The 15,294-nt window shown below is 70.0% G+C and carries 13 protein-coding genes; 3 read left to right on the top strand and 10 right to left on the bottom strand.

What is annotated here, in order from left to right; genetic code table 11:
* Positions 1–160 precede the first annotated feature (160 nt).
* Both ACZ4MH_RS08180 and ACZ4MH_RS08175 read left to right on the top strand, forming a co-directional pair.
* Positions 161–1,687, top strand: a complete 1,527-nt coding sequence (locus ACZ4MH_RS08180) for a cellulase family glycosylhydrolase (protein ID WP_351589162.1) — start codon at positions 161–163, stop codon at positions 1,685–1,687.
* An 18-nt stretch (positions 1,688–1,705) separates the two neighbouring features.
* Positions 1,706–2,530, top strand: a complete 825-nt coding sequence (locus ACZ4MH_RS08175) for an SDR family NAD(P)-dependent oxidoreductase (RefSeq protein WP_351589165.1) — start codon at positions 1,706–1,708, stop codon at positions 2,528–2,530.
* Between the two features lie 28 nt (positions 2,531–2,558).
* Here the strand turns inward: ACZ4MH_RS08175 and ACZ4MH_RS08170 are convergent, their stop codons facing one another.
* The 5 genes from ACZ4MH_RS08170 to ACZ4MH_RS08150 all read right to left on the bottom strand — a co-directional run bounded on the left by ACZ4MH_RS08170 (position 2,559) and on the right by ACZ4MH_RS08150 (position 8,416).
* Positions 2,559–3,149 (bottom strand): malonic semialdehyde reductase, encoded by a 591-nt coding sequence (locus ACZ4MH_RS08170; RefSeq protein WP_351589168.1) that lies wholly within the window; start codon positions 3,147–3,149, stop codon positions 2,559–2,561.
* A gap of 5 nt (positions 3,150–3,154) precedes the next feature.
* A complete protein-coding gene (pheA, locus tag ACZ4MH_RS08165; protein WP_351589170.1) occupies positions 3,155–4,060 on the bottom strand; it encodes a prephenate dehydratase in 906 nt (301 codons plus the stop codon).
* A 70-nt stretch (positions 4,061–4,130) separates the two neighbouring features.
* Positions 4,131–4,571 carry a nuclear transport factor 2 family protein gene (locus ACZ4MH_RS08160; protein WP_351589172.1) on the bottom strand — a complete coding sequence of 147 codons (441 nt, stop codon included), beginning with the start codon at positions 4,569–4,571 and terminating at the stop codon, positions 4,131–4,133.
* Positions 4,572–4,599: 28 nt separating this feature from the next.
* Positions 4,600–5,559: an NAD-dependent epimerase/dehydratase family protein gene (locus ACZ4MH_RS08155; RefSeq protein WP_351589263.1), complete on the bottom strand. Its 960-nt coding sequence runs from the start codon at positions 5,557–5,559 to the stop codon at positions 4,600–4,602.
* Positions 5,560–5,581: 22 nt separating this feature from the next.
* Complete coding sequence (locus ACZ4MH_RS08150; protein WP_351589175.1) at positions 5,582–8,416, bottom strand: non-ribosomal peptide synthetase; 2,835 nt, start codon at positions 8,414–8,416, stop codon at positions 5,582–5,584.
* Positions 8,417–8,804: 388 nt separating this feature from the next.
* On the opposite strand from ACZ4MH_RS08150, the gene ACZ4MH_RS08145 reads away from it, so the two are divergent.
* Entirely contained in the window at positions 8,805–9,197 is a 393-nt protein-coding gene (locus ACZ4MH_RS08145; protein ID WP_467754413.1) for a hypothetical protein, read from the top strand.
* 580 nt (positions 9,198–9,777) lie between these two features.
* Here the strand turns inward: ACZ4MH_RS08145 and ACZ4MH_RS08140 are convergent.
* The 5 genes from ACZ4MH_RS08140 to argG form a co-directional block, all read right to left on the bottom strand.
* On the bottom strand, positions 9,778–11,352 hold the full coding sequence (locus ACZ4MH_RS08140; RefSeq protein WP_351589181.1) for an amidase: 1,575 nt from the start codon (positions 11,350–11,352) through the stop codon (positions 9,778–9,780).
* Positions 11,349–12,569 carry an MAB_1171c family putative transporter gene (locus ACZ4MH_RS08135; protein WP_351589183.1) on the bottom strand — a complete coding sequence of 407 codons (1,221 nt, stop codon included), beginning with the start codon at positions 12,567–12,569 and terminating at the stop codon, positions 11,349–11,351. The genes ACZ4MH_RS08140 and ACZ4MH_RS08135 overlap by 4 nt, the downstream gene beginning before the upstream one ends.
* 14 nt (positions 12,570–12,583) lie before the next feature.
* The gene (locus ACZ4MH_RS08130; protein ID WP_351589186.1) at positions 12,584–13,066 is read right to left on the bottom strand and encodes a hypothetical protein; all 483 of its coding nucleotides are present in this window, start codon (positions 13,064–13,066) and stop codon (positions 12,584–12,586) included.
* A 116-nt stretch (positions 13,067–13,182) separates the two neighbouring features.
* Positions 13,183–13,680, bottom strand: a complete 498-nt coding sequence (locus ACZ4MH_RS08125) for a hypothetical protein (RefSeq protein WP_351589266.1) — start codon at positions 13,678–13,680, stop codon at positions 13,183–13,185.
* A 153-nt stretch (positions 13,681–13,833) separates the two neighbouring features.
* A complete protein-coding gene (gene argG / locus ACZ4MH_RS08120; RefSeq protein WP_351589189.1) occupies positions 13,834–15,282 on the bottom strand; it encodes an argininosuccinate synthase in 1,449 nt (482 codons plus the stop codon).
* Positions 15,283–15,294: the final 12 nt, after the last annotated feature.

The following is a 15,294-nucleotide window of genomic DNA, read 5'->3' as shown; positions in this document are numbered from 1 at the left end:
AGACATTGACACGACGCCTCGCCGACGCCTCGCCGGTGCCTCGTCCCACACGCCTCACTTCGGCTCAGCCGTCCCCTTGCCGCCCGGCCTCCCGGACGTCAAGATGCGGGAACCGACGGGGCCCTTGGCCCACGCGCCGACCGTCCCCACCGGAGGCCACATGCGTCCGAGCCGCACCGTCCTCGCCCTGCTGTCCCTCTCCCTCTCCCTCGCCTTCGGCACGGCCCTGCTACCGGAGGCTTCGGCGTCGTCCCCACCGGAGGCTTCGGCGTCGGCGCTGCCGGAGACTTCGACGTGGGCCGGTATCGAAACGCACACGATCAGCACGCCCTCCGGCACGGTGACCACTCCGGACGGCCGCACCCGGCTCGCCGACCGGCAGGGACGGGTCCTCACTCTGCGCGGCCTCAACCTCGGCAAGACCGACACCGTCACGGAGCACCGCGTCGCGCGCCTGGCCTCCGAGGGCTTCACACTGATGCGGCTCAACATCCAGTGGGAGAAGCTGGAGCCGCGTGGCGGCCACTACGACACCGCCTACCTGCGCCATCTCGACCAAGTACTGGGCTGGGCCGACCGGTACGGAGTGCTGGTACTCGTCGACTGGCACCAGGACGTGTTCGGCCCGGCCTTCGGGCACAACGGCATCCCCACCTGGGCCACCCGCACCGACGGCCTGCCCTTCGAGCCGAACCCCGACGACTGGTTCTCCGACTACTTCCAGCCCGCCGTCCAGGCCGCCTTCACCCACCTGTACGACGATGCGGACCTGCGCGCCGCCCAGGCCGCCGCGTACGCCCGGGTCGCCGCGACGCTGCGCGGTCACCGCTCACTGCTGGGCTACGACCTGTTCAACGAGCCCTTCGGCCCGGTCCCCGGTGACCCCACCGACCCTGCCAACCAACTCGCCGCATCGGTAGCACTCGAACAGGACCGGCTGCCCGCGATGTACCGGCGCCTGATCCGCGCCGTGCGAGCCGTCGACCGCAACGCGTGGCTCTTCGTGGAACCGACCGTCCTGGTCGGCCAGGGTGTCCCGACCAGCCTGCCCGGCTTCCACGATCCGCGCCCCGGCGCCGGCCGCATCGGCTACGCCCCGCACTACTACGACACGGCCGTGGAATCGGGGAAGGACTGGGACCCGACCGGAGGGTTCATCGAGCACTACGAGGCGGCCATCGGCACCTACCCGGCCGCACACCGACTGCCCGTCCTGGTGGGCGAGTGGGGGCCGCCCCGGGCCACCACACCTGGGAACGCGGAACTGATCCGCCGACAGCTGCGTTCGATGCCGGGCTTCGCCTCCGGATGGGCCATGTGGTACGACTGCGACGCACCCCAAGGGGGCGGCTACTGCGTACGAGGCGCCGACGGTCGCCCGGCACCGGGCAAGGAAGCGGTGTTCGGCCCGTACGCGCGTGCCGTCGCGGGCGTTCCCGAGAGCGAGTCGTACACCCCGGCGACCGGCGAGTACCGCCTCACCCTGACCGCCAACCGGACAACGCGCCGGGCGTGGACGGAGATCGCCCTCCCTGCCACGGCGTATCCGCACGGCGTCAGGGTGTCAGTCGACGAGACGCCGGACGCCGTGGTGCGGATCGCGAACGGCATCGCCCGTGTCCGACTGCACTCAACGCATCCAGATACCACGGTCACGCTCACTGTGACTGCCCGTCAGCAACCGTAGGCAAGGGAGTACTCACTGATGCAGCGCCCCATCCCGTCGTCGCCCCCCTCCCCCGCCCCCGTGCACCTGGTGGCGGGAGCCAGCAGTGGTATCGGTGCCGCCGTGGCTGTGCAGGCGGCGGCGTCCGGTGCGCGTGTTGCCGTCTGCGGACGGCGGGGCGACGTGCTGCGTAAGGTCGCGGACGAATGCGGGGCCACGGCGTACGTCGCGGATGTCACCGACCGGGCGCAGGTCGAGGAGTTGGTGGCCGCCGTCGTACGGGATCACGGGCGCCTCGACGGTGTTGTCGCCAACGCGGGCGTGATGCGCCCGGGCGGGGTGCTCGATCTGACCGACGAGGACTGGGACGCGACCCTGCGCACCAACCTGACCTCTGTCTTCCTCCTCGCCCGTGCCGCGCTCCCCCATCTCATCGACTCCCAGGGGTCGTTCGTGACGGTCGGCTCGATAGCCGGGCTGCGTGCCTCGGGAGGGATGTCCGCGTACGCCGCCTCGAAGGCCGGTGCCGCCATGCTGACCGCCACTCTCGCGGCCGAGTTCGGGCCGCGTGGAGTACGTGCCAACACCGTGTGTCCCGGCTGGACGCGTACCGAAATGGCGGATGAGGAGATGCGGGAATTCGGCGGGCCGTTGGGGCTCGGCGTCGCGGAGTCCTACGCCGAGGTCACCGCCCTCGTACCGCAACGCCGCCCCGCCGAACCCCACGAAATCGCCGACGCCGTCCTGTGGCTCCTCGGCCCGCACTCCTCCTACGTCAACGGCACCACCCTCACCGCGGACGGCGGGACCACCATCGTCGACCCGGGCGCAGTACCGTTTGAGTTTCGGGTGTCGGAGCGGTGACAGTGCAGGGCTAGGACATGATGTCCCGTCAGACGCTCCTGAACACCTCGTCGTACGACAGGCGGGGTGCGCGGGGGCGGAAGGCCTCCGGGCCCGGGCGGCCGACGTTCGCCACGACCAGCGCGCGGTGTTGGCCGTCGGGGAAGAACTCCTCGGTGACGGCCTTGGCGTCGAAGCCCGCCATGGGGCCCACGGCGAGGCCGGCGGCCCGTACTCCGACGATGAAGTAGGCGATCTGGAGAGAGGCGTTGACCACGGCGGTGTCGTGCCGCATGGTCTCGTCGGCGAACAGGTCGCGGGCGTTCGGTACGTGCGGTGCGACCTTGGACAGCTTCTCGTGGAAATCGAGGTCGGCGGCGAGGACGACGACGAGCGGCGCCTGGCGCACCTTGGGCTGGTTGCCGGGTGCCATCCGCTCGACGAGTCGTGCGCGTGCCTCGTCGCTGCGGATCAGGACGGCGCGCAGGGGCTGGCTGTTGAGCGAGGTCGGAGCGTTCTTGATCAGCTCGTGGATGGCGGTGACCTGCTCGTCGGTCACCGGCTCGTCGGTGAAGGTGTTCGCGGTGTGGGCCTCCTTGAAGAGGAGGTTCTGCGCGTCAGTGGCGAGGGGGGAAATCATGGAATTCAAAGCGTTTCACCTCGTGAAATAAGAGAACCGTTGGATGTATTGGATGTAGGTGTGGACATGGACATGGGGGCGGGTGTGGCGCGGGGGTAGCTGCCGAGGAAGACGGTCCGGGCGTTGCGTCGGCGCAGGGCGGCGACGATGGAACCGACGGGGGGCTCGTCTATATGGCCTTCGCATTCGAGGAGGAAGGAGTAGCCGCCGAAGCCGGCGCCGCTGGGTCTGGACAGCACCGATGTCAGCGGCACGGACGTGCGGACGAACTCGTGCAGTACGTCGTGGAGGTCGCTGACCTTGCCCGCCAGCGGTACGACCATGGTGCTGCGGTCCGCACCCGTCGGCGGCGCTGACCGCTTGTTGCGTCGGGCCACCTTCACGAATCGGGTCATTGCGTCCGGACGGGTCCCTATGTCCTGCGCGACGATTTCGAGTCCGTATCTCCTCAGGGTCTTCGGTGAGGCGATGGCCGCGGTATCAGGTGTCCGTGAATTCCGCACTTCGCGGGCGGCCTGTGCGGTCGAGGAGGACGTGACGAATTCGGCGTGCGGGAGGTGGGTGTCGATCCAGGGGCGGCACTGGGCGTGGGCGTGTGGGTGCGTCAGTACCCGGCGTACGGAGGAGAGTGTGCCGCCCGGTGGTACGGCGAGCGCGAATTGGACGTGCAGCAGTGTTTCTCCGGTGATGCGCAGGTCGCCGCTGTGCGCGAGGGCGTCGACGGAGGCGGTGACGGCTCCCTCGACGGAGTTCTCCCAGGGCACGACCGCGGTGTCCGCCGCCCCGCTGCGGACTGCGTCGAGTGCCTGGCGGACGCCGGGGTACGGTACGGCCTCGCCGGGCCGTACCTTCAGGCCGGCGAGCGCGGCTTCGGTGAACGAACCGGACGGGCCCAGATAGGCGGTGGGCATCGGGACGGAGCCTCCTTGGTGCGTGCACCGTGAATCGACGCGGCTCACGGTGCATCGTGAATCGGCGCGGTCAGGCGCCCGCTTCGAGCCGTGGAGCGCGGATCGAGTCCGGGTCGATCAGGCGGAGCATGTCGACGGTGTCGAAGTAGTCCTCGAAGTGCACGGCCAGGCCGTCCGCGCCGAGCGTCCAGGAGTGGACGAAACGCAGGGTCGCCTTGCGGCCGTCGCGGGAGGTGACCTCCCGGTCCCCGAGCACCATCACCCGGTCGCCGTCGACCAGGAACTCGTGCGGGTCGAGGATCATCCCGCCCAGTACGCCGGGCACTCGGGCGAGGAACTCCCGCATGCCGTCGTGCCCGTACTTGGTTCCGCCCAGGCCCACTTCCCGCATGCCGTCGGGGTGCACCCAGACGACCGCGGGGTCGAAGCAGGACAGGATGGCGTCGATGTCCCGGCGGTGGAATGCGTCGTATGCGGCACGTATGCGCTTTTCCACGTCGGTGGCACTCACGAGGAAACCTTCTTCGCGTCGGTGGCGTTCACACGGAAACCTTCGTCGCGTCCTTCAGGGCGATGTCGTCCCTCAAGGCGATGTCGGGGAAATGTGCCCGCAGCGTGCGGCGGATGCCGTCGTGCCATTCGACGGTGCAGTCGCCGATCAGCGACCGCCGTTTGGTGCTGTCGAAGGCGTACGTCTCGCGGGTGACGGCGGTCTTCTCGAACTTCGCCTCGATGCCCGTGAGTTCGGACATGTACGTGGCGCAGTCGGTCATGCCGACCGGCTCGTCCCCGCCCCAGTTGACGATGGTCGCGGGCGTGCTCGCGATGGACCACAGCAGCGGTACCTGGTGCACGAGGTCGTCGGTGTGGATGAGGGATGCCCAGTTCTGGCCTTCGAGGGGGATGGGGATCGGCTCGCCGGCGAGCATCTTCTTGAAGTACATGACGGGTACGCCGCCGTAGGAGGCCGGTCCGTACGAGATGTTGAGGCGCGCGATGGTGGTGGGGACGCCGAGCGTGCGGGCGTACGCGCGGGCTGTGCCCTCCGCCGCGATCTTGCAGATGGGGTAGGTCGGCAGCCAGTCGGCCACGCCGTCCAGCGGGTCGGTCTCCTTGTACTGGTGGTCGAGCGTCTGGCGCTTGTAGAAGGCGCCGGTCGACACGTGCAGGAATGCCTCCGCCTTCCGGCAGTGCGTCATCAGCCGTCCGACGGCGACCGAGTTGACCTCGATGGCGGTGTCGAAGTCGCCGTCGTAGCCGCGGTGCACCGCGGAGTGCATGACGTGGGTGAAGTCGTCGGGCAGCGTGTCGAGGGGGTCGTCGCCGCCCATGTCCCAGTGGTACGTCGTGATGCCGCGGGCGCGCAGTTCGTCCTCGGCGCCGGGGGTGGTGAAGCGGCCGAGGCACCAGACCTCGTTGTCGGCGGCGAGGGCCTCGGCGACCGGGCGGGCCGCCTGACCGGTGCCACCGGTGATCAGAATTTTCTTTCCGCGCGTCAACGTCACGTCATGTCTCCTGTGCTCACTTGCCGTCGAGGGACCGGTCGAGCTCGGACCGGAGGATGGTCTGGAAGGCGGCGACGTGCTTGGGGCCCATGAGGGTGTAGTGCTCGCCGGGCACGTCGAGGTACCGGTTCTCCTCGCGGGTGTGCTCGTCCCAGCGGCGCAGCTCGTCGTTGAGCCAGTCCTCCTTGGTGCCGCGCAGCGGGATCGCGTAGAAGACGCTCATCGCGCGCACGGTGCCGCTCGGGTGGTATGTGCGGCCGAGTGCGGTCAGGCCGTCGGCGAGGTCGGCCCAGGCCGTGAACCGGGGCAGATCGAGGTCCAGTTCGGTCAGCCGCTCCGGCGGTGCGATCTCGATCAGGTGCTTGAGCTGCTCGTCCTTGCCGAGCGGCCGCAGCTGTGCGGGCAGCTCGGCGGCCTGCTGCTTGGAGATCAGCTCCAGGAACATCGCCAGGTTGACGGCGGTCTCGATGTAGTCGAGCTCGTCCATGCGGTACTTGATGTGGGGCGGGAGGTTGAAACTGCCGAGGAAGTCGACCCGCTCGCCCTCGGCCTCCAGGATCTTGGCGATCTCGAAGGCCACCGCCGAGCCAAAGGAGTAACCGGCCAGCGCGTACGGGCCGTGCGGCTGCTTCGCGCGGATGGCGTCCGCGTACGTACGGGCCATCTCGTCGAAGGACTCGAAGGGCTTCTCGCCGGGGTTGAAGCCGCGTGCCCGCAGCGCGTAGAAGGGGCGTTCCTGTACGAAGTACTTGGCCAGGTTGACGAAGACGAGCACCTCGCCGACGCCCGGGTGGACGCAGAACAGCGGCGTTTTGTCGCCACTGGTCTGCAGCGGGACGATCGGGTCGTACGCGGCCGGGTCGGCGTCCTCGGCCACCGTGAGCCGCTTGGCCAGTTCGCGGACGCTCGGCGCGGTGAGGATGGCGAGGACCGGCAGGTCCACGGCGCCGAGCCGGCTGCCCACCAGCCGCTTCATGCGCAGGATGTCCAGCGAGGTGCCGCCCAGGTCGAAGAAGCTCGCCGTGGCGCTGACCGTCCCGGGCTCCATGTCGAACAGTTCCGCGTAGATCTCCGCCAGGGCCTGTTCGGTCCCGCCCTCGGGGGCGGTGTATCCCCCGAGGTGGCGGGTGACCACGTCGTCGACGGCCGTCCGCTGCGCGGCGTAGTCGCCGGCCTCCAGGCGCTTTCGCATGAGGGAACGCTGGATCTTGCCGAGGCTGGTCTTGGGGAAGGCGTCCGCGGGCAGCGGCAGCAGCAGCGCCGGGCGGAAGCCCCAGGCCATGACGACGCTGTTGCGCACCGCGATCAGCAGGCGGTGCAGACCGGCCTCGTCGTCCGGGTCGAGGGTGGTCGCGAAGGCCACCACCAGCTGCTCGGTGTCGTTGCCCGCGGGGCGGGTCGGGAAGGCCGCGACGTAGGACTTCCGTACTCCGTCGAGGTCCTCCAGCAGCGCTTCCAGCTCGTGGCTGAAGTAGTTCACTCCATTGACGATGATGCTGTCCTTGCTGCGCCCGACGAGGGTGAGCCTGCCGTCGACGAGGCGCCCCAGGTCGCCGGTGCGGAACCAGCCGTCGGCGGTGAACGCGTCTTCGGTGGCCCGGGCGTTGTTGAAGTATCCGCCGGTGATCATGGGGCCGTTCAGCTGAACCTCGCCGACCTCGCCCTCGTCCAGTACGCGCTCCGCTTCGTCCTCGGCGACGACCCGGATGGTCAGCCCGGTCACCGGACGGCCGACCGCGGCGAACTCCGCGCCCAGGTCGGCCTCGGGGAACTCACGGTTGTAGATGCTGCCGGCGCAGGTCTCGGTCATGCCGAAGGCCGGCCACAGCACGTCGCGGGCCAGGCCGTACTTGGCGAGCTTGTCCAGGAACGCCACTCCGGTGGTGACGAGGTTGGCTTCGCCGCCGGAGACGATGTGGTCCAGCGTGGACAGGTCCAGCGACAGGCTGTCGGACGCGTTGTCGGGCAGCTGGTCCAGCGCCTGGTTGATCAGGCCGAGCAGGAAGTTGGGCGTGAAGGTCATCGTCACGCGGTGCGCGTCGATGAGCCGGAGGAAGCGCACCGGGTCGCCGAGGATCATGTCCGGGGTGGTCTGCAGTTGGTTCGCACCGACCGACAGCGGCAGCAGATGCGCCTCCAGCAGGGCGGCGACGTGATCGTAGGAGATCCAGTTGAGTGTGATGTCCGCCGAGGTGAGGCCCTGCGTGTCGGCCTTGGCCGCCATGGAGGCCAGCAGGTTGGCGTGGGTGAGCATCACGGCCTTGGAGTTGCCGGTGGATCCTGAGGTGAGGACCATCAGGGCGACATCGGTGGGCCGGGCCTCGGAGATCGTCACGTCGGCGGGGGCGACATCGCCCACGTGGGCGGTGAGTTCGCCGAGGGCCTCCACCTCCAGACCGGGTACCTCCGGCATTTCGTCACGCAGCCGCCCCGTGGTGACCAGCAGCGGATCGTCCAGCAGGGCGTTGACGTGCGCGAGCTGGGCGCTCCACCGCTCCTGGTCATTGCGGATGGGAACGAGGGGGCAGGCGGTCATGCCGCCGAGCAGACAGGCCCAGAAGGTGGGCAGGAAGTCGTCAGGGCGTTCCAGCAGCAGCGCGACCTTGCGGCCGGCTTCCGCGCCACGGGCGCGCAGTCCCGCCAGAATCCGGCGGGCCTCGTCCAGCAGCTCGGGGTACGGCTGGAGCCGGGTCTTTGCCGGATCGTCCGTCAGGCAGTACTGCAGCCCGTTGCCCGGGTGGTGCTGGGCGGCCCGGAGCAGCAGGTCAGCGAGGTGCGTGGCCGCCGGCTGGGAGCGAGGGGCCGTCGGGAAGGCGGTGGGTCCGGGTACGGATTCCTGAATCGTCGTCATCGTCCCTCTCCTGAGAGCAGGCACATGGGCAAGCGCATGGCCAAGCGCGTGGGCAGGCACATGGGCGGGCACATGGGCAGGCGTTGAACGGCTGCAAAGGCCGCGAGCTCCGCGTATTCGCCGGTGCGTTTCAAGCAGGGCAGGTGGCGACGGAATTGCGGTCGCCGGTACGAGATCAGACGCCTCCCCGATTGCTCGCTCATGTCCCATGAGTCACTCACCTGTTAAATCAGGCTGCTGCTGCCGCCGTTTTGACGGTGAGTCACCGTTCTCGACTCGGCAACGAAAGGGAAACCACGCGGGGTTGGGGGCATGTTGAGCTTCTTAACGCAACCCAAGGGCGTCAGACCGTCAGGCTGATTGCCGCGCTGCGAGGAAGGTGTAATTCATGAACGTTTACCGTCGTGAGAACCGAATGAGCCGGGATTCCGCCGCCGTATCGGGCGTGGCTGGGCGCCGGCGGTGGGTGACCGTCGCCGGGACGCTGGTGGCCGCGGTGGCGGTCATGGGCGTCGGTGGCGCCGGAACGGCTTCGGCGGCCACGATGACGACCGCCCACGCGGGCCACGCGACGGCACCCGCGTCCAGCCTCACCAGCCCCGTGGGCGAGTCGGTCGACCAGCTGTGGCACCACGTCGAGATGTACCACCTGAGCGACCCGTCCTGGGAGGTGACCAGCATGCTCACCGACCCCACCGGAAACCTCAAGATTCACGGGCAGATGCTGGACGACACGCTGTCCCCGCTCGTCGGGGCGGCCACCGGGGCCCTCGGCGGCTAGGCGTTCTCCCGACGCGGCGGGGAAACCGGCCGCGATATCGGCGGGGCCCGGGAATTCGCGAGCGAGCACCCGGGCCCGCCGACCGGGGAAAATGACTGCGCGTGCGTGGAGACCAAATCCGCCGGATAAGGCGTCTTGAGGCACCTTAAGGCGTCTGGTATGACGCGCTGCGTCAACGCATCATGGCATTACTGTTCCGGGCGGCCGGAATTCCCGGATTCCCGGATTACGGGGTTATGGGGTTGCGGGATCCTGGGTCGTGCGTCATCCACCCTGCCGTCGACCGTCCGCACGTGGCGCGCAGGGAGGGCGGTCAGGACGGCCAGGACGGCCCGACTGGCCCAAGTCGCCTCTGCAGGGCTAAGCTGATCATTGGCCCGGATGCCGCATCCCCCGTCGGTATCCGGGCTCTTTCCGTGCTGTACCCGTACCGGGTCGCGCCGGGCTCTGCGCCCGCCGCCCCGGGCGGCAGTACAGGCAGTACAGAGGGCCCCAGGTGAACCTGGGGCCCTCTGTTTGTACGGGCTCGTCCTGCCCCACCCCCGTGGAGGCGGGACGAGCCCGGGTCAGTGGGGCTCGCTCACGCGGTGAACGCGGGCGGGCGGACGGGCTCGGGCAGGAGCCGTGCGAGGTGCTTGGCCACGTCGAGGACCGTGCGGTCGGCCAGGTAGGGGCCGATGATCTGGATGGCCAGCGGCAGGCCGTCGGCGGTCTTGCCGGCGGGGATGACGGCGGCGGGGAGCTTGACGTGGCCGGCCATGTTCAGCCATGCCGTCTGGTCGAAGTACGGCCGCTTCTCGCCGTCGACGGTGATGGACCGGCCGGGAACCGGGGTGGCGGTCTGGTCGTCGACGGCCGCCGTCGGGGCGGCGGGCGTGATCAGTACGTCGTGGTCGGCGAAGTAGTCGGCCCAGCGGCCGCGCAGCTTCTCGCGCTCCTCGTTGGCGCGCATCCAGTCCCGGTGCCGCATCGTCCGCGAGTGCAGGAACAGGGCGCTCGGATCGTCGGCGGGGGTCTTCTCCGCGGCCGCGACGTCGGCGGCGAACGCCTCGTCGGTGGCGGTCGCGCTCGCCGTGGCGTACATGAGGCGCTGGAACAGCTTGTCGCTGTCGGCGAGGTCCACGGGGCGGGTGGCGTCGTCGACCGTGGCGCCGGTGGACCGTACGATCTCGGCGACCGCGGCCAGGAGTTCGCGGGTGTCCTTGTCGACGTGGCAGTACGGGTCGTCCTGCCAGAGGCCGATCCGGTAGTCGCCGAGGCGCTGGTGCTTCGGTGCCGGGAGGTCGATCTTCCAGGCGGCGGCGTCGGCCGGGGCCGGTGCGGCGAGCACGTCCAGGAGGACGTCGAGGTCCTCGGGCGTGCGGGCGATCGGGCCGAGGGTGATCATGTCGGAGCTGGTGAGCCAGCCGGGCGGGCGCGGGATGTGGCCGCGGGTCGGCACGATGCCGAAGCTGGGGCGCAGCGCGTACACGCCGCAGTACGCGGCCGGGAGCCGGAGGGATCCGGCGAGGTCCGAGCCGACTTCGAGGCTGGTGAGTCCGGCGGCGACAGCGGCGGCCGGGCCGCCGGAGGAACCGCCGGCGGTCTTGGTGTCGTCGTGGGGGTTCTTCGTCGTGCCGAAGAGGGGGTTCGAGGTCTGGATGTCCTGGCACATCGTCGGGACGTTGGTCTTGCCGACGATGAGGGCGCCGGCGGCGCGGAGCCGGGCGACGGCGTCGGCGTCCTGGTCGGGCACGTGGTCGGCGAGGTCCGGGGAGCCGCTGGTGGTGCGCAGTCCGCGCGTCTCCAGGGCGTCCTTCACGGTGAGGGGCAGGCCGTGCAGCGGGCCGAGCGGCTTGCCGGTCTCGGCCAGGTGACGGTCCGCCTCGTCGGCGGCCGCGCGGGCGCCGTCGGCGTCGAGGGTGACGACCGCGTTCAGGTCCTCGGTTGTGGCGATGTGCTGGAGGTACTGCTCCAGCAGGGCACGGCTGGTGATCTTGCGCTGGCGCAGCGCGGCGAGCTGTTCGCGTGCGGGGGCCAGGTGCAGAGCGTTGTGGGGAGTCTTGCGCGGGGCCTGCGCCGCGCCGGCGCGTGCGCGGGCGGCGGCGGGTGAGGCCATGGAGGCCGCTGCGGCGATGGCCGTGGAGGCGATGAGGAGGGTGCGTCGGAGGATCACGAACGGGCTCCAGATGTGGTGCTGTGAGAGGTGGTGGCGTGGGGGCTCTCGGGCGGCGGGGCGAAGTACGAGGCGACGCGCTGAAGGTGCGTCAGTTCGTCTTCGGTGGTGCTGAGGGGCAGCTCCGCGTCGGCGTACTCGGCGGGGATTTCGAGGGGGTCGTTCGCGCGGTGCCGTAGGAGGGCGTCGCGTATCTGGTCGGCGGTGACGGCCGCGGCGAGGTCGGCGCCGGTGCGCCCTTCGGCCCGGTGCCGGGTCTCGGACGTCTCCCGCGCGGCCGGGTCGAGGTAGCGGCGCAGCAGCTTCTGGCCCTGGCGGATCTCGACGCGGCGGCGCAGCAGGGGGAAGTGGGCGCTGCGGCCGCGCAGCAGGTCGTCGCGGTGCGGGGCCGGGCGGCGCAGGGTGATGCCGGGGTCGGCCCGGTCCAGCGCGGCCCACAGGTGGCGCAGCTGCCGGTAGCGGAGGTGGGCGGTCGTCCAGTCGCGGGCTGCGGCGGTCCGGCGGGCCAGCGTGGGGAGGAAGTAGCCGATCTGGGTGGCGGTGGCGCCGATGTCGCCGCACGCCCAGGCGAACGGGTCGAGCTGCTCGACGCCGAAGCCCGCCTCGGCTCCGACGACCGCGCCGATCCGGATGGTGCTGTAGCCGAGGGTGATGATCGCGCCGGCCGTGATGAGCCGCAGGCCCCAGGTGATCGAGGGGTTGCTCGCGGTGCGGGCGTACTTCCAGCAGGACCGCGCGAGGTAGAGCTCGGCGACGGTGTAGGTGCCGAAGTACAGCAGCACGTACGCCTGGTAGTACGGGTCGTGCGCGTAGTACGTGGCGAAGTCGGCGGGGCGGGTCGTCGCCGGGGTGAGCAGGGCGAACAGTACGGCCATGCCGGCGATGACCGCGGCGGCCGCGATGAGCAGGAGGCGGCTGCGGCGGCGGGCTTCGGCGGCCGGCTTCGACCAGTACGCGAGGACGGTGGCCTGGAGCGCGAAGACGAGGATCACGCAGCTCTGGGCGAGCGGTACGGAGATGTTGGTGACGCCGAAGACGTCGTCGATGCGCACCCACACCCAGGTGAGGGAGACGGCGTAGCTGATCGCGGAGAAACCGTACGTGAAGGCCAGCGCGATCAGGGCACGGTCGCGGCGGCTCTTGGCGAGGTCGCGCAGCAGGAAGAGGAATCCGCTGCCGGCGATCGCCAGACACAAGGGGTGGAGGATGTCTTTCACGGGGCCTGATTCGGTCAGCGCAGCAGCGTACGGGCGATGGGGTCGGCGTCCCGGGAGACATGGGAGGCCGTGGCGCGGGAGGTGCTCACGTGCTCCTGCAGGAGGGAACCGAGCATTTCGGCTTCGAACTCCTCGGGTTCGTTGTAGCGGGTCCGGCCCAGGACGAGCTGAACGGTGCTGGGGTCGATGCCGGTGATCAGGCCGCCGAGGCTGTCTGGGGCGACCGGTGTCTTGCCGCGGTGCCGTCTGAGCATGTGCGCGAACTCGTGACCGACGATGATCTCGGCGTGTGCGCGGCTGATGCCCGTGTCGTAGAAGACGTAGTCCGTGGTGTCCGTGGCGAGCCACATGCCGCAGGGGGCGGAGGCGTCCAGGGAGTCCGCGTCGGCCGGGTCCGGGGAGAACGGCATGAGCCGGATCGACCGGCCGAATCGATTCTCCATGAACGGCACCAGGTCGAGGACGCTGTCCACGGGCGGCAGGTCCAGCTCTGCCACGAACGCCCGGCTGCGACGCTCGACTTCGTCGGCCCCGCGGTCACGGCGGTCGGCCCCCCGGTCACGACGGCTGCGCCACATGCGGCTCCCTCTCAAGATCGACCCCCTGGGGCCCGTCACGGCGAGCCCCTCTCGGGGTCGGCGGGCAGACCCTCCTGCTCCCGCACGGCGTCGATCGCCTCCAGGACCTTGCGCTGACTCGTGTCGGACAGGCCCATCGCGCGCAGGGCGATCTCCCGCACGCCGGCCTCGCTGAGCTTCCGCAGCAGCTCGAACTGGTCCGCGACCTTCCGCGTGATCTCGTCCTCGACGAAGTAGCCGGCCTCCACGCCGAAGAACCGCGCGAGGAGCGGCACGAGGGTGATGGTCGGAGTCCGTTCGCCCTTGCGCAGCATGCCGATGTAGGCGCCGGTGCAGCTGTCGTCGCCGTACGACGAGATCGTCCGGGCCACGTGCGCGTTGCTGAACTCCTTGGTCCCCGGCGCGCGCACCCGGTCGAAGAGGAAGTTCAGCCGGTCGGCGAACGAAGCGCCTGGTCCCGGGACGGGAACGGGCACGGACGCGGGAACCGCGGGGGGCTCCCCCGGCGTCCCGGCGTCGGCACGGTCGTCCATCACGGCCACGGCTGCTTCCTCTCGATCAGCCTAAACTATAGTTGACGCCGCAGCGTGACCGGAAGCCCGGGTTCTGTGCGGAATACGACGCAACCGACAGCGAACCCCGGCGAATGCCTTCGCCGGGGTTCGCTGTACGACCGGTGACCGGCCTCAGTCCGTGCCGGACTCCATCGCCGCGCGGTCCAGCACCGCGTCCTCGGCCGAGACCTCGCCGCGCGAGGCGATGGCCTGGGCGCCGCCCTGGTCCATGGCGCCGATCAGACCGGTCGAGGCCGCCTGCGCGGCGCCGATCGGGGTCGGGTGCACGCTGCCGACCAGACCCAGGCCCGCGTACTGCTCAAGGCGGGCACGCGAGTCGGCGATGTCCAGGTTCCGCATGGTGAGCTGGCCGATCCGGTCCACCGGGCCGAACGCCGAGTCCTCGGTGCGCTCCATGGAGAGCTTGTCCGGGTGGTAGCTGAACGCCGGGCCCTTGGTGTCGAGGACCGAGTAGTCCTCGCCGCGCCGCAGCCGCAGCGTCACCTCGCCGGTGACGGCCGCACCGACCCAGCGCTGCAGCGACTCGCGGATCATCAGCGCCTGGGGGTCCAGCCAGCGGCCCTCGTACATCAGCCGGCCGAGACGCCGGCCCTCGTTGTGGTACGCCGCCAGGGTGTCCTCGTTGTGGATCGCGTTGACCAGGCGCTCGTACACGATGTGCAGCAGCGCCATGCCCGGCGCCTCGTAGATGCCGCGGCTCTTGGCCTCGATGATCCGGTTCTCGATCTGGTCGGACATGCCGAGGCCGTGCCGGCCGCCGATCGCGTTGGCCTCCATGACGAGGTCGACCGGGGAGGCGAATTCCTTGCCGTTGATGGTGACCGGGCGACCCTGGTCGAAGCCGACCGTCACGTCCTCAGTGTCGATCTCCACCGACGGGTCCCAGAACCGCACACCCATGATCGGGTCGACGGTCTCGATGCCGGTGTCGAGGTGCTCAAGGGTCTTGGCCTCGTGCGTGGCGCCCCAGATGTTGGCGTCCGTGGAGTACGCCTTCTCCGTCGAGTCCCGGTAGGGCAGCCCGTGCGCGAGCAGCCACTCCGACATCTCCTTGCGGCCGCCGAGCTCCGTGACGAAGTCCGCGTCCAGCCAGGGCTTGTAGATCCGCAGGTGCGGGTTGGCGAGCAGCCCGTAACGGTAGAACCGCTCGATGTCGTTGCCCTTGAACGTGGAGCCGTCGCCCCAGATCTGCACCCCGTCCTCGAGCATGGCGCGCACCAGCAGCGTGCCGGTCACGGCGCGACCCAGCGGCGTGGTGTTGAAGTACGGGCGCCCGCCCGACCGGATGTGGAAAGCGCCGCACGCGAGCGCGGCCAGCCCTTCCTCGACCAGCGCGGCGCGGCAGTCGACGAGCCGGGTGATCTCGGCGCCGTACGCGGAGGCACGGCCGGGCACGGACGCGATGTCGGGCTCGTCGTACTGACCGATGTCGGCGGTGTACGTGCACGGGACGGCGCCCTTGTCGCGCATCCAGGCGACGGCGACCGAGGTGTCGAGCCCGCCGGAGAAGGCAATGCCGACGCGCTCGCCGGTGGGGAGTGAGGTGAGGACCTTGGACATAGCAAGATTATG

It is taken from the genome of Streptomyces sp. NPDC026301 (assembly GCF_055567935.1).
This window is presented reverse-complemented; position numbering and strand designations above follow the sequence as displayed.